This is a genomic window from Flavobacterium coralii, from assembly GCF_019891545.1.
In the GTDB taxonomy this organism is placed as follows: domain Bacteria; phylum Bacteroidota; class Bacteroidia; order Flavobacteriales; family Flavobacteriaceae; genus Flavobacterium; species Flavobacterium coralii.
Genome location: NZ_JAHDIU010000012.1, coordinates 72286 through 96508, shown reverse-complemented (window position 1 = coordinate 96508; position 24223 = coordinate 72286). Strand labels below are relative to the sequence as shown.

Annotated in this window: 22 protein-coding genes and 1 rRNA gene; 11 read left to right on the top strand and 12 right to left on the bottom strand. The window is 40.8% G+C overall.

Annotated features, from left to right (window positions below; all coding sequences use genetic code 11):
- The first annotated feature begins 37 nt into the window (after nt 1-37).
- Nucleotides 38-146 (top strand): 5S ribosomal RNA (gene rrf / locus KJK34_RS14475).
- A gap of 416 nt (nt 147-562) precedes the next feature.
- A complete protein-coding gene (locus tag KJK34_RS14470; RefSeq protein WP_223054610.1) occupies nt 563-2728 on the top strand; it encodes a T9SS-dependent choice-of-anchor J family protein in 2166 nt (721 codons plus the stop codon).
- 57 nt (nt 2729-2785) lie between these two features.
- Here KJK34_RS14470 and KJK34_RS14465 read toward each other — a convergent pair whose 3' ends face one another.
- The 4 genes from KJK34_RS14465 to KJK34_RS14450 are packed head-to-tail and all read right to left on the bottom strand — an operon-like array spanning nt 2786 to nt 5258.
- On the bottom strand, nt 2786-3430 hold the full coding sequence (locus KJK34_RS14465) for an endonuclease III domain-containing protein (protein WP_223054609.1): 645 nt from the start codon (nt 3428-3430) through the stop codon (nt 2786-2788).
- A gap of 51 nt (nt 3431-3481) precedes the next feature.
- Nucleotides 3482-3877, bottom strand: coding sequence for a peptide-methionine (R)-S-oxide reductase MsrB (msrB, locus tag KJK34_RS14460; RefSeq protein ID WP_223054608.1), 396 nt, complete (start codon nt 3875-3877; stop codon nt 3482-3484).
- Nucleotides 3877-4398, bottom strand: coding sequence for a peptide-methionine (R)-S-oxide reductase MsrB (gene msrB, locus KJK34_RS14455; protein ID WP_223054607.1), 522 nt, complete (start codon nt 4396-4398; stop codon nt 3877-3879). The genes msrB (KJK34_RS14460) and msrB (KJK34_RS14455) overlap by 1 nt, the downstream gene beginning before the upstream one ends.
- Nucleotides 4395-5258 carry an alpha/beta fold hydrolase gene (locus KJK34_RS14450; RefSeq protein WP_223054606.1) on the bottom strand — a complete coding sequence of 288 codons (864 nt, stop codon included), beginning with the start codon at nt 5256-5258 and terminating at the stop codon, nt 4395-4397. The genes msrB (KJK34_RS14455) and KJK34_RS14450 overlap by 4 nt, the downstream gene beginning before the upstream one ends.
- 78 nt (nt 5259-5336) lie before the next feature.
- Here KJK34_RS14450 and KJK34_RS14445 point away from each other — a divergent pair, with 78 nt between their 5' ends.
- The 4 genes from KJK34_RS14445 (at nt 5337) to glgB (ending at nt 11377) form a co-directional block, all read left to right on the top strand.
- Entirely contained in the window at nt 5337-7277 is a 1941-nt protein-coding gene (locus KJK34_RS14445) for an alpha-1,4-glucan--maltose-1-phosphate maltosyltransferase (RefSeq protein ID WP_223054605.1), read from the top strand.
- A 2-nt stretch (nt 7278-7279) separates the two neighbouring features.
- On the top strand, nt 7280-8902 hold the full coding sequence (locus tag KJK34_RS14440; protein ID WP_223054604.1) for a maltokinase N-terminal cap-like domain-containing protein: 1623 nt from the start codon (nt 7280-7282) through the stop codon (nt 8900-8902).
- Nucleotides 8903-9020: 118 nt separating this feature from the next.
- Nucleotides 9021-9374: a GIY-YIG nuclease family protein gene (locus tag KJK34_RS14435; RefSeq protein WP_317196888.1), complete on the top strand. Its 354-nt coding sequence runs from the start codon at nt 9021-9023 to the stop codon at nt 9372-9374.
- A 95-nt stretch (nt 9375-9469) separates the two neighbouring features.
- A complete protein-coding gene (gene glgB / locus KJK34_RS14430) occupies nt 9470-11377 on the top strand; it encodes a 1,4-alpha-glucan branching protein GlgB (RefSeq protein WP_223054603.1) in 1908 nt (635 codons plus the stop codon).
- Between the two features lie 105 nt (nt 11378-11482).
- Here glgB and KJK34_RS14425 read toward each other — a convergent pair whose 3' ends face one another.
- The 5 genes from KJK34_RS14425 to KJK34_RS14405 all read right to left on the bottom strand — a co-directional run bounded on the left by KJK34_RS14425 (nt 11483) and on the right by KJK34_RS14405 (nt 15904).
- Complete coding sequence (locus tag KJK34_RS14425; RefSeq protein ID WP_223054602.1) at nt 11483-11665, bottom strand: CsbD family protein; 183 nt, start codon at nt 11663-11665, stop codon at nt 11483-11485.
- Between the two features lie 84 nt (nt 11666-11749).
- The gene (locus tag KJK34_RS14420; RefSeq protein WP_223054612.1) at nt 11750-12772 is read right to left on the bottom strand and encodes a COX15/CtaA family protein; all 1023 of its coding nucleotides are present in this window, start codon (nt 12770-12772) and stop codon (nt 11750-11752) included.
- Between the two features lie 5 nt (nt 12773-12777).
- Nucleotides 12778-14223 (bottom strand): CCA tRNA nucleotidyltransferase, encoded by a 1446-nt coding sequence (locus tag KJK34_RS14415; RefSeq protein WP_223054601.1) that lies wholly within the window; start codon nt 14221-14223, stop codon nt 12778-12780.
- Nucleotides 14223-14798 (bottom strand): L-threonylcarbamoyladenylate synthase, encoded by a 576-nt coding sequence (locus tag KJK34_RS14410; protein WP_223054600.1) that lies wholly within the window; start codon nt 14796-14798, stop codon nt 14223-14225. Before KJK34_RS14410 ends, KJK34_RS14415 begins: the two co-directional genes overlap by 1 nt.
- 2 nt (nt 14799-14800) lie before the next feature.
- On the bottom strand, nt 14801-15904 hold the full coding sequence (locus tag KJK34_RS14405; protein WP_223054599.1) for a DegT/DnrJ/EryC1/StrS family aminotransferase: 1104 nt from the start codon (nt 15902-15904) through the stop codon (nt 14801-14803).
- A gap of 100 nt (nt 15905-16004) precedes the next feature.
- Between KJK34_RS14405 and KJK34_RS14400 the strand changes: the two genes are divergently transcribed.
- Both KJK34_RS14400 and KJK34_RS14395 read left to right on the top strand, forming a co-directional pair.
- Complete coding sequence (locus tag KJK34_RS14400; RefSeq protein ID WP_223054598.1) at nt 16005-17120, top strand: glycosyltransferase family 4 protein; 1116 nt, start codon at nt 16005-16007, stop codon at nt 17118-17120.
- Nucleotides 17104-18111, top strand: coding sequence for a WaaS/CpsH family glycosyltransferase (locus KJK34_RS14395; protein ID WP_223054597.1), 1008 nt, complete (start codon nt 17104-17106; stop codon nt 18109-18111). The genes KJK34_RS14400 and KJK34_RS14395 overlap by 17 nt, the downstream gene beginning before the upstream one ends.
- Before the next feature lie 8 nt (nt 18112-18119).
- Here KJK34_RS14395 and KJK34_RS14390 read toward each other — a convergent pair whose 3' ends face one another.
- Nucleotides 18120-18971: a glycosyltransferase gene (locus KJK34_RS14390; protein WP_223054596.1), complete on the bottom strand. Its 852-nt coding sequence runs from the start codon at nt 18969-18971 to the stop codon at nt 18120-18122.
- Nucleotides 18972-19061: 90 nt separating this feature from the next.
- On the opposite strand from KJK34_RS14390, the gene KJK34_RS14385 reads away from it, so the two are divergent.
- Both KJK34_RS14385 and KJK34_RS14380 read left to right on the top strand, forming a co-directional pair.
- Nucleotides 19062-19826 (top strand): lipopolysaccharide kinase InaA family protein, encoded by a 765-nt coding sequence (locus KJK34_RS14385; RefSeq protein WP_223054595.1) that lies wholly within the window; start codon nt 19062-19064, stop codon nt 19824-19826.
- Nucleotides 19827-19876: 50 nt separating this feature from the next.
- Nucleotides 19877-20710, top strand: a complete 834-nt coding sequence (locus KJK34_RS14380; RefSeq protein ID WP_223054594.1) for a glycosyltransferase family 2 protein — start codon at nt 19877-19879, stop codon at nt 20708-20710.
- Here KJK34_RS14380 and KJK34_RS14375 read toward each other — a convergent pair.
- Both KJK34_RS14375 and KJK34_RS14370 read right to left on the bottom strand, forming a co-directional pair.
- Nucleotides 20655-22517, bottom strand: coding sequence for a glycosyltransferase (locus tag KJK34_RS14375; protein WP_223054593.1), 1863 nt, complete (start codon nt 22515-22517; stop codon nt 20655-20657). The two genes, KJK34_RS14380 and KJK34_RS14375, sit on opposite strands and share 56 nt — an antisense overlap.
- Before the next feature lie 9 nt (nt 22518-22526).
- A complete protein-coding gene (locus KJK34_RS14370) occupies nt 22527-23342 on the bottom strand; it encodes a 2,3,4,5-tetrahydropyridine-2,6-dicarboxylate N-succinyltransferase (RefSeq protein ID WP_223054592.1) in 816 nt (271 codons plus the stop codon).
- Between the two features lie 135 nt (nt 23343-23477).
- Here KJK34_RS14370 and KJK34_RS14365 point away from each other — a divergent pair, with 135 nt between their 5' ends.
- The gene (locus KJK34_RS14365) at nt 23478-24212 is read left to right on the top strand and encodes a class I SAM-dependent methyltransferase (protein ID WP_223054591.1); all 735 of its coding nucleotides are present in this window, start codon (nt 23478-23480) and stop codon (nt 24210-24212) included.
- The last annotated feature ends 11 nt before the right edge of the window (nt 24213-24223 follow it).

Sequence of the window (24223 nt, the reverse complement as noted above, 5' to 3'; positions counted from 1 at the left end):
AATGCCTGTTGGCTAATGGCTCTTGCCTTGAAAAACTTAAGGTGATTATTGCGGCGGGGCTCACCTCTTCCCATCCCGAACAGAGAAGTTAAGCCCGCCTGCGCAGATGGTACTGCATCTTGTGGGAGAGTATGTCATCGCCTTTCTTTAGAGTCCCCTTCATCAATGATGAAGGGGACTTTTTCTTTATAGGTACGATGTGTTCGGCCGCTGGCCCCGGTGCATCGCCTTTTCTTTTGAAAACTCTATCCAAAATGGATAGGGTTTTTTGGTTTGCGTTGATGTACTTTTTAAACCCAAATAAGTATTAAGTTTTACCTGTTATATGCAATCCTACAAAAAAAAATCATAAAATTTACTTTTAAGGATTACTTCGATACATTTATATAACCCACTCCTGAATTATTAAATACCTATGATTAGGTATGTTTTAAATAAATATTTATTCATTATTTAGCTTTTGCTTATCAAGCCTATTACATGATAAATAAAAATGATTATCAACTTATTTATCAGGTTGTTTTAATAGCTAATTTTGCTAAACATTTAATAAATAAATAATATGAATCGTGCCCTGTTAATGCTGCTATTCTGTATAGGAGTAAATGCACAAGTTTCTCACTACACGTATAGTGTAGCTAATTTTCCGTACGTAGCGGTTAACGGAACAAACTCTACTGCCACAGGCATTAACGGCCTACAGGATAATATTCCTATTGGTTTTACTTTTAATTTTGCTAATGTAGATTACACAACGTTCAGTATCAGTACCAACGGTTATATTAGATTAGGTAAACCTATTACACCGGGTGCAACATCTCGTAATAATAACTTGCGTAATAATGCCAACCAAGGACCCATGCTTGCTCCGTTGTGGGATTATAATAACAGGGGTACAGGCACTATCAGCTATAGAGTTATAGGCGCTCCGCCAAACAGAATGCTTGAGGTAGGGTGGCATAATGTTAATATAGGTTCAGGTACGGCCAGTGAAACATTTTTTGCTTCTTTTAAGATCAGGCTTTTCGAGTTCACAAATAAGATAGAATATATATACGGTTCTTCACTTAATCCTGCTGATGAACTTTCTGCTTCGGTGGGAATGGGCGATGAGGCATCTTTCTTAAGCCTTACACCGGGCACATCATTTCAATCTTCAAGTGTAGTGTCTAATAATGCAATTGCAGATTTAGAATATTTAGAGGGTAAAAGGATTATTTTTACACCACCTGCTGCGTGTACAGGTGCAATAACACTATCTACAGTTACCCCTGCATATATAAACACCTGTTTTGAGGAAGCTCCTAGGAAAATAAAAGCTATAATACAGACTTTAGGTGCTTCTAACATAAAATACCAATGGGAACAGTCATTTAACCAAACCTCATGGGTAGAAATATCGGGGGCAGTGGCCACTGTATTAGAGCCACCTGTTTTTACAGGTGAAACTACTTATTACAGGTTACGCGCTACCTGCTTAACTACAGGTAACGTTACATATTCTGAAATGGCTGAAATAGAAGGGCCTGCTGTACCTTTAAATCAGGTAAGTAACCTTTTAGCTACTACACTTACCCCTTCTACAGTACGTATAAGATGGAAAAACGGAAGCGGTTACAGAAGGTTGGTTATTATGAGCGATACTCCTGATATTACACCTCCTGTAAGTGGATTTGGTTTAGCTGAAAATATACAAAATCCTGTTTACAGCGGTTCAGGGCAACAGATTGTTTATGACGGGACATCTACCAGGGCTGTTATTAACGGCCTTAACTGTGGCCAGGTATATTATGCCCGTGTATATGAATTTCAGCGTTGTGGTGAATCGGGCAGCTTTGATTACTACTATAATACCACCCATACGGCAGCTAATATAATCACATTTTCTCCTGCTCCTGCAAACACGGTTAATTTGCCTGTAGAAAATGATTTCAGTCTTTTTACCGGGAGCAATTTAAGTGCAGCATACCCGGGATGGTATGAGGCTGCAATAACAACACTACCCGGTACTGAACCGTCTATGATTAATCCGCAGGGAACGGCATCAACATGGAGAAGCTCTAACGTGTTAGGTATACCTACTGCCGCTACTTTTTTTTCGGCCAATACGATAAATTCATGGTTAATTTCTCCAAGGATTAATCTTTCGGATGATTCAGTGCTTAAATTTAAAATAGCACTTACAGATTATACAAATGCTAATCCTGATCCGTCAGGTATTGCAAATACAGATGATAAACTGAATATTCTTATATCAACTGATGAGTGTGGTTCTAACTGGACACCTGTATATACTTTTTCTGCAGAGAATACGGATGAAGATTTCCTTACTAATGTCCCTACAGATTTTGAACTTGACCTTTCTGATTATACAGGACAGACAGTACAAATAGCATTTCAGGCTGTAGATGGCCCCGTGGCTAATGGTTCTACATATGACATTCATATAGGTGCAATGTCAATAGCAACTCCTTTAAGCCTTGCAGAGCCTTCTGAATTAAATACATTAAAATTTTATCCTAACCCGGTAACAGATGTGTTAACTATCAGTAACAATGATACTATTAATAATGCAGAGGTTATTAATCTTTTAGGCCAGAAAGTATTTAACGCAAATTACAATACATCAGAAGCCAGAATTGATTTTGCTTCTTTTCCAGAGGGAATATATGTTGTTAACGTAACTTCAGGCGGAAAAAAGCAAAGCTTTAAAGTTGTATGTAAATAATTAAGCACAAGGCTGTATCAAATACTATTATAGTATAGCCTATTTGATACAGCTTTTTTATTTCTTGTTTAGCAGGCAGTATTCACATACATCACTAACGACACACTCGCTGTGTTTTGGGTTTTTAGGGCGGCAGGTTTCCCTTCCTAAAAATGATATGGCCATGCCTATTTCGCCCCACATGCTTTTCGGCAGTTTTTCAATTAGTTGTTTTTCTATTTTATTAGCATCTTTACCACTTGCTATACCCAACCGTGGCGCTACCCTCAGTACATGAAGGTCGACAAGTATGCCCTCTGCTTCTGCGCCGCCAACACGCATAATTACGTTAGCCGACTTTCTGCCAATACCTTTAAGTGACGTAAGTTCCTTCATGGTCAGGGGTATATTTTTATCTTCTTTAAGTTCAGATGCTATTTCCTGTAACCATACTATTTTGTTGTTATGGAAGCGCACTTCGGAAAGATACTCCGTAAGCTGTTCGGTATTTGCTTCTGATAATGCTTTCATATCAGGAAAACGTTCAAAAAAGGCAGGAGCTATTTTATTGATGTGAGCATCACTGTCCTGTGCCGAAAGCACAACCATTACCACAGCCTGGTATAAGTTATTATAATGCAGCGGATGTTGCTTTCCGTTGTATTTATCTATAAGCGGCTGCAATGCCTTTGCCCAATCACGTGGTTCCGAAAATAAATCCATAAGTAGTTCTTTACTGCAAATTACAAAAAAAACAGCCTGTAAAGGCTGCTTTTACTTTTCTTTAAAATCTACCGAAAGTGAGTTTACGCAATAACGCTGCCCTGTTTCTGTAGGGCCATCATCAAAAACATGCCCAAGATGACTTCCACAGTTTGCACATACTATTTCAGTTCTTTTCATACCAAAAGAATTATCCGGAATGTACTCTACTTTTCCCGGAATAGAGTCATCGAAAGAAGGCCATCCGCAGCCCGACTTAAATTTTGAGTCGCTTTCAAAAAGCGGCTCGCCACAGGCCCCGCAAACATAAGTGCCTTTTTCAAAGTGCAGGTTATATTCGCCTGTATGCGGAAATTCGGTTCCTTTTTGCCTTAATATTTTATAACGTTCTGTACCGAGCTGCGCTTTCCACTCCGCTTCGGGTTTTTCTATATTATAGCTTTTCATTACGGTTGTTTTTTTGCAGGTATAAATTTAATAGATACAGAATTTGTACAATAACGGTCACCTGTAGTTTCTTTAGGGCCATCATCAAAAACGTGTCCTAAGTGCCCGCCGCAGTTGGCACACATCACTTCAGTGCGGTTCATGCCATAGCTGTTATCTTCCTCATAAATCACAGAGCCTTCAATAGCCTGGTCAAAAGAAGGCCAGCCGCAGTGTGAATCAAATTTTGTATCCGATTTAAATAGAGGGTTACCGCATGCGGCACACACATAAACACCATCTTCAAAGAATTTATCATATTCGCCGGTATAGGGGCGTTCTGTACCTTTATTACGCAACACATCATACTGTTCGGGTGTTAGTTGCGCACGCCATTCGGCATCCGTTTTGTTCACTTTAAATGCAGCTTCTGCTGTTTGTTTCTCTTTTGGCTCATCGCTTTTTGCTGACTTTTGTTTTGTAGTTTGCCCCTGGCAGGACATAAGGCAGAAAAGTGCCGCTATTGCAAATAAATGTTTCATGTTGCTAAAAAATCTGTTATACGGTTTATTACTTTTTTATCCCCGAGTATTTTCCGGTGCCCCAATCCTGATGTAATCATCAACTCTGCTTCTTTAAGGTTTTGGTGAATGTGGTGCGCAGCGCTTACAGGTACATCAGCATCATCTGTATCGTGTATTACCAGGACAGGTATAGTAACCTGTTGTGCTGCTATATACGCAGAATAGCTGTTAATGGTTGTGCCGAATTTTTTCTCAAAGATCTTTATCATCAGTTTACCGGTTGCAATTTTCATACCTAATTTTCTGATAAAGTCATCCATGATATCTTTTATAACATCTCCGCTGCCAATAGTTACAGCTTTCTGTACTTTGAGTCCTTCTTTAATGGCATTAAGTACTGCCATCGCCCCTAAAGAATGCCCTATGGCAAACTCAAAAGGCCCATAATCTTTATCAAGCTGGTGTATAGCTGCAATAAATTCAGTCATGTCGCTTTTCTTGCTTCCCGATTTTCCATGTGCCGGCGCATCAAAGCTTATGGTGCTGTAACCATTTTTAAGTAGTTTATCGGCTATGCTGTGCAATTGTGTCCCTCGGCCGCTCCACCCATGCACCAGTAAAACCTTTTTAGTTCCTTCTCCATAGTGGTACACACGTATTGTTTTGTTTATACTTGTTACCTTAACATTTTCCTGCCTGCTTTTCCTTTCCATTTCCTCTTCACGTTTCGGCAATGTAAATTTTACAGGCGTAACAAAGAGTTTCATGGCGAATTTAGCCGCGAGTTTTGCCGATGTCAGTTCTAATATTTTAGCCGTAACCAGTATTGGCTTAGGAATTTTTAATGTTTCGCGTTGTTTTTTACCCTTTTCTGACATTTTACTAAAACTTTATGTTAAGTTATGGATTAGTAGTTTTTTAATTATATTTAAAAGTCATAAATATAACCTAAAATAATGCCAGATCAACGACGGGTACATATAGAAAATGTACAGCCACAATTAAACAACGGAGAATTTTATATAAAGAGAGTTACAGGCCAAAAGGTTACTGTTACGGCAGACATACTTTCGGATGGGCATGATGTTATGCAGGCAGTAGTAAAGTACCGCCATGAAAAAGAGCGCAACTGGAAAGAGGTGCGCATGCGCCATGCCGGTAATGATAGCTGGGAGGCTGAATTTACAGTTGAAAAGCAGGGCTTTTACAATTACTGTGTAGAAGGGTGGGTAGATTATGCCCTTAACTGGCAGCATGGCACCTTGCGTAAAATACAGGATAACCAAAAGGTAACCTCAGAGCTTTTAGAAGGTGCCGAATATATAGAAGCTATAGTTGGCAAAGCGACAGCACAGGAAAAACAATACCTGCTTAAAACGGCAGCAATATTTAAAGATGCTTCAGCTTATGATATGGCCGTTACAGAGACCATGTCTAACAGGCTGAAAGATATTTTTACAAAATACCCTGCGCGTTTCCTTTCTAATACAGCTGTCGAACTGAAAGTTTATGTTGACAGGCAAAAAGCGCTTTTCAGTACATGGTACGAATTCTTTCCGCGCTCAGCATCGCAGGAAGAAGGGAAGCATGGTACATTTAAAGATTGCGAAAAGCTGTTGCCACGTGTAGCTGAAATGGGCTTTGATACGCTTTATTTTCCGCCGGTACACCCGATAGGTGAGGTAAACCGTAAAGGTAAAAACAATGCTACCACAGCACAACCCGGCGATGTTGGCTCACCGTGGGGAATAGGCTCACAATATGGCGGGCATAAAAGCATTCATCCCGAACTGGGTACGCTTGATGACTTTAAACATCTTGTGCAGGAGGCAAAAGCTTTGGGTATAGAGGTAGCGATGGACTTTGCATTGCAGGCCGCGCCCGATCATCCGTATGTAAAGGAGTTCCCACAGTGGTTTAAATGGAGGCCGGACGGTACAGTGCAGTATGCCGAGAATCCACCAAAAAAGTATCAGGATATACAACCCATTTATTTTGAGTCGGGCGACTGGAAAAACCTTTGGAAAGAACTGCTTGATATTGCCCTGTTTTGGGTAGAGCAATGCGGCATACGTGTTTTCAGGGTAGATAACCCGCACACCAAGCCTTTCTACTTCTGGGGCTGGCTGATTGCCGAAGTGAAAAAGAAATATCCTGATGTACTGTTCCTTTCGGAAGCCTTTACAAGGCCAAAGATAATGCAGCAGCTTGCCAAACAGGGTTTTACACAATCGTATACTTACTACACTTGGCGTAACACCAAACAGGAACTTACAGAGTATGTAACTGAACTCACAAAAACTGACCAAAACGAGTATTTCCGCCCTAATTTTTGGCCCAATACCCCGGATATAAATCCGTTCCCGCTACAGGGTGCTAATGAGGCTACCCATCTGCAAAAATACTTTCTTGCTGCAACGCTAAGCAGTAATGTAGGCATATACGGCCCTGTGTTTGAATATATGGTTAGCGATGCCATTCCGGGTAAGGAAGAATATATGGACTCTGAAAAGTATGAAGTTCGCCATTGGGACTGGAATAAAGAAAATAAAATAACAAGGCTAATAAGCAGGATAAATGCCATCCGTAAAGAGCAGGTATCTTTACAACAAACCAATAATATTGAGTTTTGCGATACGGACAGCGACCAGCTTATTGCTTATTATAAGTTTGACGACAGCAGGGAAAATGAAACCCTTATGATAGCAAGCCTAGATGCTTACTACAGCAAGCAGGGCTGGGTAAGGCTGCCTTTACAGTTATTAGGTATAAATGAGGGGCATACGGTAATGGTAACCGACCTGATTACCGGTAACTGCTACCACTGGGATAAAGAATGGAATTTTGTAGAGCTTCATCCCGCTTTGCCGTTCCACCTGTTTAAAATTCAGAAATAACTATGGCTACATCTATACAGGACACCTTTAATGCCCCTTTCGTCTTTAAAGCCGACTGGAAAGAGGCATTTAATGATGCAGAATTTATTAAGGTATTTTCATCTGATATACTCGAAAATTACATCCTTAAAAAAAGATGGTATGGCGGTAAGGCCAGCACCTTAAAGTATATAGAGGTTGTAGATTATTTTAAGATTACATCAGAGAAAAATACTTATTATGGTGCCCTGATAGAAGTAAACTATAAAGAGGCCTTTTTACAGCATTATTTTATGCCTGTAGCCTTTATGGCGCAGGAAGAGCTGGATACCACTACACTTATTGCCCCTGTAACCCTTAACGGGATAGAAGGCTACCTTGTGGATGCACTGCACCAGGAAGATTTCAGGAGGCTGGTTTTTGAAAATATCATCAATGCAGGCAAAGCCGATACCGGCAATGTAAAGTTCCATAAAGGAAAAGCACTAAAAGAAAACAAATACATCTCATCAAGGTTTATGGGGATAGAGCAGAGCAACACCTCTATTATCTATAACGACAACCTGGTGCTTAAGTTCTTCAGGCGTATATATGTAAGTACCAATCCAGATTACGAGATAAGCCGCTTTCTTACTGAGAGGATGAAGTTTAAGCACACACCTGCTTATAAGGGCAGCATTAACGTGGCAATGGCCGATGATAACATTACCCTTGCCCTGATGCAGGAACTTGTGCCCAACCAGGGCGATGCCTGGAAGTATATGCTGGATGCAATAGACGGAGTTTTCGACAACCTGAAGAATAAAAAAATAAAGATTAACAGCCTGCCCGATTTAGAGCTGTTTAAAAGCATTACTATAAACCGCATACCCCCCGAAATTATAGACTGGGCAGGGCTTAGCCTCTTTTTAAAGGTAAGGACACTGGCAATGCGAACTGCCGAAATGCACATAGCACTGGGCGGCGATACAACAGACACAGCTTTTACGCCCACAACCTATAATGGCGATTATACCGTATGGCTCAAGAACAGGCTTATATACCAGTTTCAGAACCGGCTAAATACCATAGAGAATAACCTGCATAAACTCGACGGACTTGCACTGGAGCTGGCACACCAGTTTCTCGACAATAAAACATTAATAAGAAAACATTTTCTTGATTTTGACTGGACTAAACTAAAGAGCGAGCGCATACGCATTCACGGCGATTATCATTTAGGGCAGGTATTGGTTAACGGAGACGATTTTTACATCCTCGATTTTGAAGGCGAGCCGGAGAGCACCATACGCGACCGTAAGGTAAAGCAACCGCCGTTAAAAGATGTTGCGGGGCTGTTCCGTTCGTTTCATTATGCCATTTATGCCACTATATTTAACAATAAAGATAAGTACCCGTATGAGCAGGAAGAGCTTTTTGCCGCCGGAGAGTTGCTGTTTAACTATATGGTAGGCGTATTCTTAGATACATATATAGAAAAAGCCCAGGAGGGCAACCTGAACATAGGCTACAGCAAAGAAATTGCGTTTTTGCTTAAGTACTGCATACTCGAAAAAGCAGTTTACGAATTAGGCTACGAGCTTAACTCACGCCCGCGGTGGGCAGTTATACCGCTGCGAGGTATTGCCAGTATAATGGGATATTGATATAAACTGCAGGAAGTTGTTACTAAAAGCATCTCGACTGCGCTCGATGTGACACAACAACCATTATCGACTAATTAATATTGATGTCAGTTCGAGCGCAGTCGAGAACAAAATAAATATGAAGTTCTATTACGTTTATATCCTGAGATGCTCTGACGGAACTTTTTATACAGGCATTACTAATAATGTTGAGGCCAGGCTTAACCAGCATAATGCCGGGCTTAATCCTGAATCGTACACGTACACAAGGAGACCTGTTAGTTTAGAGTATATTCAGGAATTTACAGATCCTGCACAGGCTATAGCTTTTGAAAAGAAATTTAAAAAATGGAGCAAGGCAAAAAAGAGGCACTTATTAAAAATGATTTTGATGCCATTCAGGCACTTGCAGAATGCAGAAATGCATCACATAGTAAATACAAACCATAATCATCTCGACTGCGCTCGATGTGACAAAAAAGATATGTTTTGATAAATTTAAAATCAATCATATTATAATATTTAAACTTTACTGATATGTCAGTTCGAGCGCAGTCGAGAACAAAATAAAATAAACATAATTATTAAATGAAAACCATACCGCACTCCCTTTTTACCGAATTTGATATAGAATTGTTTAAGGCAGGCAAGCACTACCGCCTCTACGAAAAAATGGGTGCACACCTTACAGAACTTGATGGTGTAAAGGGTACTTATTTTGCCGTATGGGCGCCGGCTGCGAAAGCAGTATCTGTAATTGGCGATTTTAATTACTGGCTGGAAGGGGAGAACCCGCTTTTTGTACGCTGGGATGGTTCGGGTATATGGGAAGGTTTTGTGCCGAATGTAGATAAGGGCTCTAAATATAAATATAAGATACAATCGCACCACAACGATATTAAAACTGAAAAAGCTGACCCGTTTGCTTTTTACTGCGAAACGCCGCCCAATACAGCTTCTGTAGTTTGGGATACCAGGCACAAATGGAAAGATGCAAAATGGATGGACAAGCGTGCAGGCAAAAACAGCCTGCAAAGCCCGTTCTCTGTATATGAAGTGCATTTAGGTTCATGGAAAAAGAAAGTAGAAGAGAACCGCTCATTAAGCTATGTGGAACTGGCAGATGAACTGGTGCAGTATGTAAAAGAAATGCAGTTTACCCATGTGGAGTTTATGCCCATTATGGAATATCCGTATGACCCGTCGTGGGGGTATCAGCTGGTAGGTTATTTTGCACCGACTTCGCGTTTTGGCAAGCCGGAAGATTTTATGCTGCTGGTAGATAAATTTCACCAGGCAGGTATTGGCGTGATACTCGACTGGGTGCCTTCTCATTTTCCTGACGATGCACACGGCCTCGGCTTTTTTGACGGCACGCACCTGTATGAGCACCCTGACAGGCGCAAGGGCTACCACCCCGACTGGAAGAGCCTAATATTCAACTATGGGCGAAATGAGGTGCGCTCGTTCCTGATAAGCAATGCAATATTCTGGCTTGATAAATATCACGCCGATGGGCTTAGGGTAGATGCTGTGGCTTCTATGCTGTACCTTGATTATTCACGTAAGGATGGCGAATGGGAGCCTAACATATACGGCGGCAGGGAAAACCTTGAAGCGGTGAGCTTTCTTAAAGAGCTTAACGAGGCTGTTTACGGCAGTTTTACAGGCGTACAGACCATTGCCGAGGAAAGTACATCTTTCCCCATGGTATCGCGCCCTACCTATATTGGCGGGCTTGGTTTTGGCATGAAATGGATGATGGGCTGGATGCACGATACCCTCGAATATTTTAAAAAGGAACCTATTTACCGCAGGCATCATCAAAACGATTTGACTTTCAGTATGACCTATGCCTTTACTGAAAATTTTATGCTGCCGTTATCTCACGACGAGGTGGTTTATGGTAAGCATTCTATTTTAGGGCGTATGCCGGGTGACGAATGGCAGCGTTTTGCCAACCTAAGATTGTTATACAGCTTTATGTTTACACACCCGGGAGCCAAACTCCTGTTTATGGGTGGCGAGTTTGGCCAAAGCGGTGAATGGAATTTTGAACAGAGCCTTGACTGGCACCTGTTGGAATATAATTATCATAACGGCATTAAAAACCTGGTTACAGCGCTTAACAAACTCTACAAAAAGCAGCCTGCCTTATATGAAAAGCAATTTGCAGGCGATGGTTTTGAGTGGATAAATTACAGCGACAGCGAAAACTCTGTGATAGCCTATATGCGTAAAGGTGAAAAAGAAGAAGAGAATCTGATAATAGTTTGTAACCTTACACCTGTGATAAGGGATAATTACAGGATTGGAGTACCTGTGCAGGGCAAACTGAAAGAGATATTTAATAGTGACGATGCAGCATTTGGTGGCAGCGGCGTAAAGAATAAAACAGTTAAAACCGAATCTATTGCTTGGAACCATAAACCGTATTCGGCTGAGCTGGTATTGCCACCGCTTGCCACAGTAGTGTTTACCATGAAGGAGAAATAAAAAAAACTGTTTTATAAGCGATGTTTTAGCTGTACTAAAGTCAACTAATATCCTGCTTATAAAACAGTTTAGAGGAGATGTGGTATATCCTTAAAGGAAATGAGGCTATTGAAAAATAGAAAGTATTTCTTTTTTCGCTTTACCTAATTTCTTTTCAAGGCGTCCCCACATTTCATCTTCTTTTCCTTCTTCATATGTTAGGTCGTCATCAGTAAGCTCACCATAATTTTGTTTTAGCTTACCTTTCATTTCGTTCCAGCTTCCGCTTATTTCTTCTCTGTTTGGCATGATCTTTTGTTTTTTGTTACAATGTAAAGTTACCCTACCAAATGTAAAATTACTGTCAAAGCCTTGCCAACGTTATCACAAAGTTTATTTGCTGAGCCTGTGGAGTGTATAGGTCATTGCTGTGAGCAGGAAGAAAGCCATTACCTGGTGGGCAAGCCCAAGCCATAGCGGCACGCGGTACAGCAATGTAAGCACCCCAAGCAAAAATTGCAGGAATACAAGTACTACCAAAGCATTAAGCCCCTTTTGCTGTTGTACGTTAATATTTATTTTTCTTGACCTTATGTATAAAAACACGATGATACCCACTACAAAATAAGCCATTGTGCGGTGCACAAACTGAACGCCGCTTTGCCCCTCTGTAAGTGCAAGCCCAACAGTTGGTTTTTCAATAAAAATACTATCATGCATAAACTGGCCTTCACTCATTAAGGGCCAAGTGTTGTGTATAAGGCCCGCATTTAGCCCTGCTACAAAACCACCGTAAATTATCTGGGCAATTAATATAATTAACGCTATACGTGCAATTTTGCGCAGCGCATAAACAGGTTGTTTGCGTTCAGGATATACTAAGTCAAGCGCTACCCAAAGGGTATAGGCAAACGTTACAAATGCAAATGTAAGGTGCAGTGCCAGCCTGAAATGGCTAACATCGGGGTTATCTACCAGGCCGCTTTTAACCATAAACCACCCGAAGAAACCCTGCAATGCACCCATTCCTAAAAGAATCAGGCACTTTCCTATTGTAGCTTTGTCGAGTTTTTTACGGACAAGAAAATATAAGAAAGGTATAATAAAAACAATACCGATAACCCTGCCTATAAAACGGTGAAACCATTCCCAGAAATAGATGAACTTATAATCATCGAGTGTAAAATCGTTATGTACATTGATTTTCTGGTACTCCGGAAACTTTTTATATTCTTCAAAAGCTTCCTGCCATTTATCCTCGCTCATCGGCGGAAAAGTGTCCGTTACAAGATGCCAGTCGGTCATCGAGAGCCCGGAGTTGGTAAGCCTTGTTATACCACCCACTACTACCATTATGAATACCAGCACACACCCGGCCAGTAGCCATGTAATTACAGCTTTATTGCGTTTCATAATTATAACTATTGTTGTTTAGTCAATCCCATTTTAGAGGCACGTGCCATCATAAAGTCATGGGCTGCCTGGTATTCGTTGGGTATTTCACCTTCCAGTATGGCTTCTTTGATGGCTTCCTTAAGTACGCCTATTTCGCGTGAGGGCTTCAGGTTAAAGATCTCCATAATCTCTTCACCGCTAATGGGCGGCTGGAAGTTACGGACATGGTCGCGCTCTTCAACCTCAACAATTTTTTGGCGTACTATCTTAAAATTCTTATGGTACTTTTTATATTTATTCGGGTTCTTGGTTGTTATATCAGCTTCGCACAACGTCATAAGGCTTTCCACATCATCCCCGGCATCAAAAATAAGCCTGCGAACGGCAGAGTCGGTAACAATGTCCTGAGCCAGCACAATAGGGCGGGAGCTTAGCATTACCATTTTTGATACAAACTTCATTTTGTGGTTAAGCGGCATGTGCAGCCTTTCAAAAAGGCGCTTTACCATTTTACCGCCTAAAAACTCATGCCCGTGAAATGTCCAGCCTACCTTTTTACTGAATTTTTTTGTAGGCGCTTTGCCAATATCGTGCAGCAGTGCTGCCCATCTTAGCCATACATCATCTGTATTGGACGCAATGTTATCTACCACCTCAAGGGTATGGTAAAAATTATCTTTATGGGTTTGGCCTTCAACCTCCTCAACACCTTGCAGGGCAGTAAGCTCCGGCAGGATTATGTGCAGCAAACCTGTTTGGTGCAGCAGCTTAAACCCTACAGAGGGTACATCTGCCATTAGTATCTTGTTAAGCTCATCTACTATGCGCTCGCCTGATATAATGTTGATGCGCTCTTTATTACGGCTTATTGCCTGTAACGACTTTTCTTCTATATCAAAGTTTAACTGTGTGGCAAAACGTATGGCACGCATCATCCGCAAGGGGTCATCACTGTAGGTAATATCAGCGTCAAGAGGTGTACGGATTACTTTATTCTCAAGGTCAGCCACCCCTTCAAAAGGGTCTATCAGCGCACCAAAATCTTTTTCATTAAGCGATAGTGCAAGGGCATTTATGGTGAAGTCGCGTCGGTTTTGGTCGTCTTCAAGAGTGCCGGTCTCCACGTGTGGTTTGCGGCTCTCCCATTGATACGATTCTTTGCGAGCACCTACAAACTCAAGATCGGTATGTTCGCCATTGTTGTCTTCATACCGCAGCATGGCGGTGCCATAATTTTTAAAAACCTGTATTTTCGGATTGCCTGGCAGCAATGCAGCTACAGCCTTTGCAAGCGCTATACCGCTGCCAACAGCCACTACATCTATATCTTTTTTAAATCCCCGTTGCAGTAAAAAATCGCGTACATAGCCGCCAATTACATAACACTCTGTATTTATTTGGACAGCAGCTTTAGATATTATACCGAAAACCGGGTTATTCAGGGCTTCTTTATATGAAGTTTCATCTTTCATTAAGGGCGGATAACTTTTACCTGTAAATTATTGCCGATCTTGATTATACTTGATGGTTTGGCGGCAATTTTATCGTGATGCAAATTTACGATATAGTCTACTCCATCCAAAATATGATGGTCTATTTCTTTAAAAGAATTTGGTGTAGGAATGCCGCTTACATTAGCCGATGTAGATACAAGCGGTTTTTTCATGCGCTCCATCAGTTTGTAACAGAAAGGCTCAGTAACAAGCCTTACACCAAGTGTGTTGTCTTCGGCAATAAGGTTAGGTGCTACATTTTTGGGTTTATCCAGCACCAGCGTTGTGGGTTTATCGGTAACTTCTATAATCTGCCAGGCAACCTCGGGTATCTCGCTAAACACATTATACAGCATCCTGTCACCGTTTACCAGTACAATCATACTCTTGCTTTCTTCCCGCTGTTTCAGGGCATAAATTTTCTTTACTGCATCGGGGTTTGTGGCATCGCAGCCTATGCCCCAAACGGTATCCGTAGGGTAGAGAATTATCCCCCCATTTTTTATTACCTCAAACGCATTATGTACTTCTGTATTTATATCCTGTGTGCTCATCTTTATTTAAAATTGTTTAAAGCTGCCGTTATATGTTTTACTTCTTCATCAGTCAGTACCGGGCTTACAGGCAGGCTCAGTACTTCGTTGTGTATTGCTTCAGTAATGGGTAAATTAAGCTCATTCATTTCTTTGTAAGCCTCCTGCCTGTGCGGGGGTATAGGGTAGTGTATAAGCGTTTGTATGCCACTGTCGGTAAGGTATTTTTGCAGCCTGTCGCGCTCTTTGCACCTTATAATGTATAAATGCCACACATGGCTGTTTTCATCCTCCGGTACTTTAGGCAGGATTATCGCGGAGTTTTTTATATTTTGTGTATAGTAGCGGGCAATTTCCCTGCGCCTTTGGTTTTCATTATCCAGATAGGGCAGCTTTACATTTAATACCGCCGACTGCATTTCATCAAGACGGGAGTTGAGCCCTTTGTAATGATTGACATATTTTTGATGAGAGCCGTAATTGGCAAGCGCCCTTATTGTTTTTGCCAGTTCATCATCATTGGTGGTCACAGCTCCTGCATCGCCAATAGCGCCGAGATTTTTACCCGGATAAAAGCTGAACCCTGCCGCATCTCCTAAATTTCCTGTTTTAATGCCATTCCATTGCGCACCTATTGCCTGCGCGTTATCTTCAATAATTTTAAGGTTATGCTTTTCTGCGATAGCTTTTAGCTTTTCCGAAAATACAGCCTGCCCGTACAGGTGCACTATCATAATTCCTTTTGTTCGGGATGTAATCTTTTCTTCAATAAGGCCGATGTTGATATTAAAAGTATCAGCATCCGGCTCTATCGGTACAGGGATAAGGTTGTTGTCTGTAATTGCGAGTATTGAAGCTATATAGGTATTTGCAGGTACAATAATTTCATCACCATGCTGCATTACACCAAGTTCTGTATACGCTTTAATAATCAGGCGAAGTGCATCAAGCCCGTTTGCTGTACCAATAGCGTGTTTGGAGCCTGTGTAGTTGCAAAGGCTGTCTTCGAACTGCTTTACCTGTTCACCAAAAAGGTACCATCCGCTCCTGAAGGTTTCCAGCAGCCGCTTTTCTATTTCTTCCTGATGGAGAAGGTTAACTTTTTGGAGGTCGAGAAATTTTATCATAAAGCAGGTATATACTGCAAAAATATTGAACTTTTATAACAGCAGCGCTATTAACGGATTAAAATAAAATTAGGTACATTTGCCCTAATATTTCAGCATTATGAGGTTAATTCAGGTTACTGCATCTAAAGGATGGCGCGGGCATGAGCAGAAAATTATTTATTTATATGAAGCATTCCGCGACTTTGGGTATGTAGAAGACCAATGGATAGTTTGCGTTAAAGGCTCTGAAGTGCACAAAGCCGCCACCGGCAGGAATATGCAGGTTATAGTGCTTGATTATAAAGGAGAATACAGCCTTGAATTTGCCAAAAGCCTTAAAAAGATTGCCGACGAAAAAAAGGCAGATATACTTTTTATACACAACAGCCAGTCGCATACATTAAGTGTGCTTTCTTCTTTGGTATATGGATTAAAAATACCGATGGTATTGTGCCGTACTATGATACGCCGGGTTGACAGTAACTTTCTGCGTAAATGGAAATACAATTACAAAGGGATAAAAAAGATTATTTGTGTATCGCACCCCGTGGTAGATGTATTAAAATATGCCGTTAAAGACCACAGCAGGCTTTGCGTGGTGGGCAGTGTTACCGATATTCATAAATTTAAATATGCCGATACAGGCATATTACATAAAGAGTTTAATATACCCGAAGGGCATTTGTTGATAGGTAATATTGCCGCATTTACCCCCATGAAAGACCTTCATACATGGGTACGCACAGCTGCTGAACTACATAAGCGTAATTTTAAGGCAAAATATATTATAATTGGTGACGGCCCGCAGGAAGAAGAAGTAAAAGAACTTGCCCGTGAGCTTGGTGTAGAGAATGAAATAATTTTTGCAGGCTTCAGGAAAGATATACCGCAGGTACTGCCGGAATTTGACCTGTTTTTATTTACCAGTAACAACGAGCCAACGGGCGGGGTACTGCTGGAGGCTTATGCCTGCCGCATACCCATAGTTGCTGCCAATGCAGGAGGCATACCCGAAGTGGTAAAAGATGGTATAACAGGCCTTATGGCAGAAGTGGGCAACCCTGTAGATTTTGCCGATAAGATAGAACAACTGGCTGCGGATAAGAACCTGCAACAGCAACTCAGCGAAAACGGGTATGAGTTTTTAAAGGCTAACTTTACAAAAGAGGTAATTGCCAAAAAAATGTATGATGAACTTAATGAGGTACTTGTAAAATATGGCAAAAAGCGATAAGGATAAGCGCATACTGTTTATAACTTATGACCTTAGCGGGTATTATGACAGTATTTATGCTGAGCTGCAAAACCGTTACGGGCAGGTAGATTATTATAATACCATTAACTATTCTTACCGCTATAAAAATGCATGGCAACGCCTAAAAGCGTTCTTTTACAAGACTTTTTATAAAACCAAGCTTAAAAATTTCTACAAGTATAAGCCGTTGATAGCTGAGGTGTCTAAAAATAAATATGATATTGCACTTGTAATAAGGCCTGATGTGTTTGTTGATGATCATCTTAAAATATTACGTAAAATATCAGGTAAATTTATTGCGTACTATCACGATTCCATAAATAATATACCGCGCAAAAAAGATGTCCTTCATTTTTTTGATGAAATATATTCTTATGAAAAGCGTGATGCAGATACTTATAAGCTAAAGTTTATCCCAAACTTTATGTATTATGAGCCTGAGGGTAGTAACCCTGAGCCTGAAACAGATGCATTCTCAGTAATGTCAGATGATTACAGGGTAAAGGTTTTGCAAAAATTAGGTAAAGTACTTTCAGATACAGGTTACAGCTACCGCTTTTATGTAAAGAAGGATAATGCGGAAACTGACCCTCACATTACTTACATACAGAAACGTATTAACAATGAAGGGGTTTTGCAACACATAAAGCAATCGCGAATTATTGTAGATGTGCACAAGTTTGGTATTCAGGATGGGCTTACTTTTCGTGTGTTCGAAGCAATGGCTTTCCAAAAAAAGCTTATTACTACCAATACTGATATTAAAAACTATGATTTTTACAATCCGTCAAACATTTATATTATAGAAAACGCTGATAACATAACTATACCGGAAGGATTTATTGAAACACCTTACCAGCCTTTACCCCAGGAAATTTATAACCGTTACACAGTGAGCCACTGGGTAGATATGGTTGCAGGCGGTAATTACAATTCAGTTGAGGAGAAAAAATACAGGAATAGCAAGTAGCGTTTTATTTACTTTATCCTGTATATTCCCAATGCCTTTTTCAGCATCTTATTGAACAGTACCCAGTTAACATACAAACCATTCTTAAAGCTTGTCCAGGCCCATTTACTGTGTGGCAGTATATTAGCATCAATATTGCTTTGCATTTGTGCAGATACTATAAAATCCTGCTTTACATTTTCCCACTTAATATTACCATAGCCGTCAAACTCATTTACCTTGTTCTTTTCGTGAATAATGCTCATCCACAGCCTTTTGTGCGTTACCTGAGTGATACGGGTTTCTTTTTTCCAAAGGTTATGGTCATTAAACCAAACTGTTTTAGGGTTCTCATTTTTCTCTATAAGGCTTATGAAAGGGTTAAAGATGTGTTCTTTTTTACCCAGCATAATTACGGGCTTAATCTGTAGGGAGTAACCTTTGATTACATCAATAGCCCTGTAATCCTGCTTGTTGAACTGCTTTTGCACTTCGGCAATAAAATCTTTGTGTATGCAGTCGTCATTATCAATACGTGAAGTGATAAGATAAGGCTGCCCCTTTGTTTCGGCTGTTATAAGTTTTTGTATTTCCGGGTAAAAAGCAGGCATACCTTCTATATAAAACAGGCGGATGTTTTTATGCCCCTCCACCAGGCTTTCAATCCTGCTGCGGTAGGCGGGGGGAGTGGTAACATCAAAATAAATAAGCCATGTAAAATTGGTGCTTGTTTGTGACGTTACCGATGGCAGGCAAAAATTTTCAAACAGCCACAGCCTGTGCTCCAGCCACTCATCTGTAAGCAGGGTTTCGTTGTTTTTAGTAACATCCCATTTAGGGTTTTTAAGGTTGAAGCGGGTGATGAGGTAATGGCTGAACATTTGAGAGGTTTTGCTATTTTCGGTAAAAATAATGCAATTATTTGAAGTCTAAAATGCAAATGGTTACTTTTGCCTAAAATGGAGTTGCCGATGAACAAAGTAATCCATCCGGATTTTCAGGGCCATGCTGACGAGCTAACCCGCATTATAGATAACTTTTCCAGCACAGGTACTATGTTTGCCGATGGCAGGCGTAATAAAATAAAAATTTTTCCGCTTGGTTCCGTTACGGTAAACGTTAAGTCTTTCAAGATACCCAATATAATCAACAAAGTTGTTTACCGCTTTTTCCGTAAATCAAAGGCAAGGCGTTCTTACGAGTTTGCAAACAGGCTCCTTCAGGAAGGCATAGGCACACCGCAGCCCATTGCTTATTTTGAGAATATAACCCTTTTTTCGTTTCAGGACAGTTATTACATCAGCGAGCAGATGAGCCCTGATCTTACGTTCAGGCAGCTTATCGAAATACCCGATTATCCTGAGCATGAAATTATACTTCGACAGTTTACACAATTTACATTTAAGCTGCACGAAAAGGGCATAGCATTTCAAGACCATACACCAGGTAATACACTCATAAAAAAGTCAGGTCCACAGCAATATGAATTCTTTTTGGTTGACCTTAACCGGATGACTTTCCATGACAGCATGAACCTGCAACAGCGCGTAGTGAACATGGCAAAGCTTACCCCCGAAGACCATCTGATAAAAGTAATGTGCGATGAGTATGCAAAGCTATACGGCAGGAGCTATGATGAGGTTTACAAGCTGATGGTTAAATACACACAGTATTTCTCGAACAGGTTTCACCGCAAGAGAGCCATTAAGCGAAAGCTGGGACTGCGTAAAAAATAAATATAGTACCTTTGCATGCCGTAAAGCGGATAATTTAAACGGACTTTTTTATGAAGATATCAGTAATAGTAAGTACATATAACGCAGAGAAATGGCTCGAAAAAGTGCTTATAGGTTATAGCGTACAGACTTATAAAGATTTTGAACTTATCATTGCTGATGACGGTTCGCGTGCTTCTACAAAAGAACTGATAGACCTTTATGCCCAAAATTACCCGGTACCGTTGCGACACCTTTGGCATGAAGATAAAGGCTACCGCAGGCAGGAAATACTGAATATAGCCATTGTAGAAGCCGAGAACGAATATATAATAATGACAGATGGCGACTGCATTCCGAGGGAGGACTTTGTAGCAGTGCATGCTAAATTTGCCGAAAAAGGCAGGTTCCTTTCAGGTGGTTACTGCAAACTGCCTATGAGTACAAGCACGGTTATTACTAAAGAAGATATAGAAAGCCAGCGCTGTTTTGATGTAAACTGGTTGAAAAAGCAGGACAAGCTGGGTTTTTCTCAAACCATGAAGCTCTCTGCAGGGCCTGTACTGGCTACCGTGTTAGATAGTATTACTACCACAACGCCTTCTTTTAATAACTGTAACTCATCCGGTTTTAAAGAAGATATGATTGCCATAAACGGTTATGATGAGCGCATGAAATATGGCGGCCCCGACAGGGAATTTGGCGAACGCTTAGAGAACTTTGGCGTTAAAGGCAAGCAGATAAGGCACAAGGCCGTTTGCCTGCACCTTGATCACGCCAGGGGCTATAAAACCCCTGAATCACTTGCGGCTAACCTTGCCATACGCAAAGAGGTTAAGGAAAAGAAAATTAAATGGACTCCCTACGGAATTGTAAAGGAGCCCGGCCTTCCGCCTGTTTCGTAATATGGTTTAAAAACGATTTTAAATCGTCTTCAAACAAGTTAAGCTTTAGCTTAGGATATAATTCAAGCGACTTCTCTTTAAACTCTTTAGGGTGTTTTGCACCGTAAATTTCAGGATAATAATCCTGCAAGTGTACAGCCATGTGCTCGCCGGTTTGCGTTAGCATATTCCACGAGTTTTTATTTATCCAAGGGGAGAAAATTGTAAATGTTGGTACTCCAAGTGCTTTGGCCATATTAACGGCGCCGCCTTCGTTTCCTATAAGCGCCGAACACTGCGAGAGTATCCCTAAAAAGCTCCTGAGTCCTTTAACATAAAAATCAAAAAGTATCTTTTCGCGTGCCTGCTCATTGCAAAGGTTGTATATCTCTTTTGCCTTTTCAACCTGCGAAGGCAGGTAGTTAAATAACAGTGTAGCATCGGTACCGGCGGCAATGTAGTTAATTACATTTGCCATTTCCTGTGCAGGAAGACTCTTTATATCGTCACTACCCAGCACGCTTATCATTATAACAGGTTTGTAGCCATCTGTTTTTTCTGCCATGTAAGCGGCAGCCACTGCCTGTTCCTGTTCTGTCAGGTATATTTTAGGATATTCAATAACGTGTTTTGTGCCTGTAGCTGCTTCTGCCAGCTGCATCCTGTGGTATAATGCCGAACCTGATACGGTTTTATCGGGTTCCACAGTTTTATTATAAAAAAATGATGTGTACCATTTCTTATAGCCAATTTTGGTTTTAGCCCCCGAGAAAGAAGTAATAATACCACTTTCCCATTTGCCGTAAGCATCAATAACCACATCATAGCCTGTTTTACGAACGCTTTTAAGAAACCTGAAAAACTCAAGCTTGCTTTCGCGGTAGCGGTCTTCAAAAGGTATAATCCTGTCAATGTACGGATTGTTCTCTACCACGGGTATGGTAAATGTGTTAGCAAGGTAATCGATACGCGAACACGGGTATTCTTCTTTCAGCATATTGCAGATAATGCTGCTTGCCAGCACATCACCAATCATTTTTTGCTGTATTATAAGTATCTTCCTGCAGTTACGGTTCATCTCGCGCAGGTAAACATACCGCATGTAAACATGGTAACCTAAAATCCTTGCAATTTCGAAACCCTGCCTGCCATTTATAAAACCGAACTTTAGCACATAGTACTTAAAGAAGCGGAAAGCCGGCCTTACCGTGAAATGAAATACATTTGTGGTAATACCTTCATTATAAAACTCTTTAGCCTTTAGTTTGGAGTATTGCAGCCTTTTCTGGAGAAAATCTTCTTTATTGATAAAAGAATAATGTTCTATAGCATATTTTAGTACACGGCTTTTACCGTTTATGGTAAGTTTTTCATGCACTAATTTATCAGAGTAGCGGCATTTTGACTTACGGAAGATACGTGCTGTACGGTCTTCATTAAAGTTATTGTTAACCAGCGGCTTACCTTGGTAGTAAAAAATACGTTTTACCCAAAGTGCTACTTCTTCCGGGTTGCTGTTAACAACATCTGTTATTTCTTTAATACCTTTCGGTGTTATCCTTTCATCAGCATCAAAAAAAGCAACCCAGTCGTGTGTGGCAAGATCTAATGTATAGTTGCGCTGTGATGAGAAATCATCAAAAACGCGCTGGTAAAAACGCACATGGGGAAATTCCTCCTTTACAATTGCAGGAGTCCTGTCGGTACTAAAAGAGTCTACCACTACAATTTCGTCGGCAAACGACATGTTTTGCAGGTACTCCCTTATGTTGTGCTCTTCATTAAAAACAATGGCAAGCGCAGATATTTTAGTTTGGTTTCCGCTCATTATCAGTTTTTAAACCGCTACATCATATTCCCTTAAAGCATTGTTGAGCGAGGTTTTTAAATCGGTAGAAGGCTTTCGCTTACCAATTATCAGCGCGCAGGGCACCTGGTACTCACCTGCGGCAAATTTTTTAGTATAGCTGCCGGGTATCACTACAGACCTGGCAGGCACAACCCCTTTCATTTCTACAGGTTCATTACCTGTAACATCAATAATCTTAGTAGAGGCGGTAAGGCATACATTTGCGCCAAGAACGGCTTCGGTTTCTACCCTTACGCCTTCTACCACTATGCAACGTGAGCCTATAAAGGCACCATCTTCTATTATTACGGGTGCGGCCTGCAATGGTTCTAAAACCCCGCCTATGCCCACACCACCGCTAAGGTGAACGTTTTTACCAATTTGCGCACAACTGCCCACCGTAGCCCATGTATCAACCATAGTGCCTTCATCTACATAAGCGCCTATGTTTACATAACTCGGCATCAATATAACGCCAGAAGCTATATATGCCCCGTGGCGTGCCACGGCATTGGGTACTACGCGAATCCCTTTTTCAGCATAATTATGCTTTAGCGGCATTTTGTCATGATATTCAAAAATTCCTGCTTCAAGCGTTTCCATCTTGCGGATAGGAAAGTATAAAACAACGGCTTTTTTAACCCATTCGTTTACCTTCCAGCCATCATTGCCGGGTTCTGCAACACGCAGTTTTCCTGCGTCAAGCATTTCAATTACTTCCTGTATGGCATTTATGGTTTTCTCTTCCTGAAGCAGTTGCCTGTTATCCCAGGCCTGCTCTATAAGGGTTTGTATGGTATTCATGGCAATTTGTTTTGGGGCAAAGATAACAATCCCTGTAAATTATCATCATTAAAACATTCAGGCAAAATACAAATCTTTTCGGTTCGTTTCCATAAAGTGCAGGAAATAATTAAATTTACTAAAAATCTGTCAATCATGAAAGATAATTTTTCGGCTCTTGCAAAAGAATATTCAAAATACCGGCCTGCCTATCCCAATGATATGGTTGCCTATATCCTGTCTTTTGTAAAGGAGAAAAATTGTGCTTTAGATGTTGCTACGGGCAACGGACAGGTTGCAGCCTTATTTTCGACTTACTTTAAAGAAATATATGCTACAGATATCAGCAGCAAACAGCTTGAACATGCTGTAAGCAAAGACAATATATTTTACAGCAGGCAACCTGCCGAGGCTACAGATTTTAATGATAAACAGTTCGACCTGATAACAGTAGCACAGGCTATACACTGGTTCGATTTTGATGTATTTTACAAAGAAGCTTATCGGATCATGAAACCTGAAGGCGTTATAGCTGTTATGGGATATGGACTTTTGCAGACTAACAGTGAATCTGACAAGATAATAAGCAGGTTTTACCATGACATTGTGGGACCGTACTGGGATGCTGAAAGGCGTTACCTTGATGAAAACTATAAAACCATTCCGTTTCCTTTTAACGAGATTTATACGGACAGAAACTTTGTCAATACTTTTACATGGGATTTTGAGCAGCTTGCCGGATACCTCCAAACATGGTCGGCAGTACAGCATTACAAAGAGGAGAAGGGCAAAAATTCTTTCAGCTTAATTGAAGAGGAATTAAAAATAAGCTGGGAAAACAGCGATAAACAGGTAACCTTTCCGTTACTTTTGCGGATAGGCAAGTTATAATTAAACTAAAG

Coding starts and splice junctions, on each gene's coding strand:
- KJK34_RS14470 (WP_223054610.1), top strand. CDS start 563: ATGAATCGTGCCCTGTTAATGCTGCTATTCTGTATAGGAGTAAATGCA.
- KJK34_RS14465 (WP_223054609.1), bottom strand. CDS start 3,430: ATGGATTTATTTTCGGAACCACGTGATTGGGCAAAGGCATTGCAGCCG.
- msrB (WP_223054608.1), bottom strand. CDS start 3,877: ATGAAAAGCTATAATATAGAAAAACCCGAAGCGGAGTGGAAAGCGCAG.
- msrB (WP_223054607.1), bottom strand. CDS start 4,398: ATGAAACATTTATTTGCAATAGCGGCACTTTTCTGCCTTATGTCCTGC.
- KJK34_RS14450 (WP_223054606.1), bottom strand. CDS start 5,258: ATGTCAGAAAAGGGTAAAAAACAACGCGAAACATTAAAAATTCCTAAG.
- KJK34_RS14445 (WP_223054605.1), top strand. CDS start 5,337: ATGCCAGATCAACGACGGGTACATATAGAAAATGTACAGCCACAATTA.
- KJK34_RS14440 (WP_223054604.1), top strand. CDS start 7,280: ATGGCTACATCTATACAGGACACCTTTAATGCCCCTTTCGTCTTTAAA.
- KJK34_RS14435 (WP_317196888.1), top strand. CDS start 9,021: ATGAAGTTCTATTACGTTTATATCCTGAGATGCTCTGACGGAACTTTT.
- glgB (WP_223054603.1), top strand. CDS start 9,470: ATGAAAACCATACCGCACTCCCTTTTTACCGAATTTGATATAGAATTG.
- KJK34_RS14425 (WP_223054602.1), bottom strand. CDS start 11,665: ATGCCAAACAGAGAAGAAATAAGCGGAAGCTGGAACGAAATGAAAGGT.
- KJK34_RS14415 (WP_223054601.1), bottom strand. CDS start 14,223: ATGAAAGATGAAACTTCATATAAAGAAGCCCTGAATAACCCGGTTTTC.
- KJK34_RS14410 (WP_223054600.1), bottom strand. CDS start 14,798: ATGAGCACACAGGATATAAATACAGAAGTACATAATGCGTTTGAGGTA.
- KJK34_RS14405 (WP_223054599.1), bottom strand. CDS start 15,904: ATGATAAAATTTCTCGACCTCCAAAAAGTTAACCTTCTCCATCAGGAA.
- KJK34_RS14400 (WP_223054598.1), top strand. CDS start 16,005: ATGAGGTTAATTCAGGTTACTGCATCTAAAGGATGGCGCGGGCATGAG.
- KJK34_RS14395 (WP_223054597.1), top strand. CDS start 17,104: ATGGCAAAAAGCGATAAGGATAAGCGCATACTGTTTATAACTTATGAC.
- KJK34_RS14390 (WP_223054596.1), bottom strand. CDS start 18,971: ATGTTCAGCCATTACCTCATCACCCGCTTCAACCTTAAAAACCCTAAA.
- KJK34_RS14385 (WP_223054595.1), top strand. CDS start 19,062: ATGAACAAAGTAATCCATCCGGATTTTCAGGGCCATGCTGACGAGCTA.
- KJK34_RS14380 (WP_223054594.1), top strand. CDS start 19,877: ATGAAGATATCAGTAATAGTAAGTACATATAACGCAGAGAAATGGCTC.
- KJK34_RS14375 (WP_223054593.1), bottom strand. CDS start 22,517: ATGAGCGGAAACCAAACTAAAATATCTGCGCTTGCCATTGTTTTTAAT.
- KJK34_RS14370 (WP_223054592.1), bottom strand. CDS start 23,342: ATGAATACCATACAAACCCTTATAGAGCAGGCCTGGGATAACAGGCAA.
- KJK34_RS14365 (WP_223054591.1), top strand. CDS start 23,478: ATGAAAGATAATTTTTCGGCTCTTGCAAAAGAATATTCAAAATACCGG.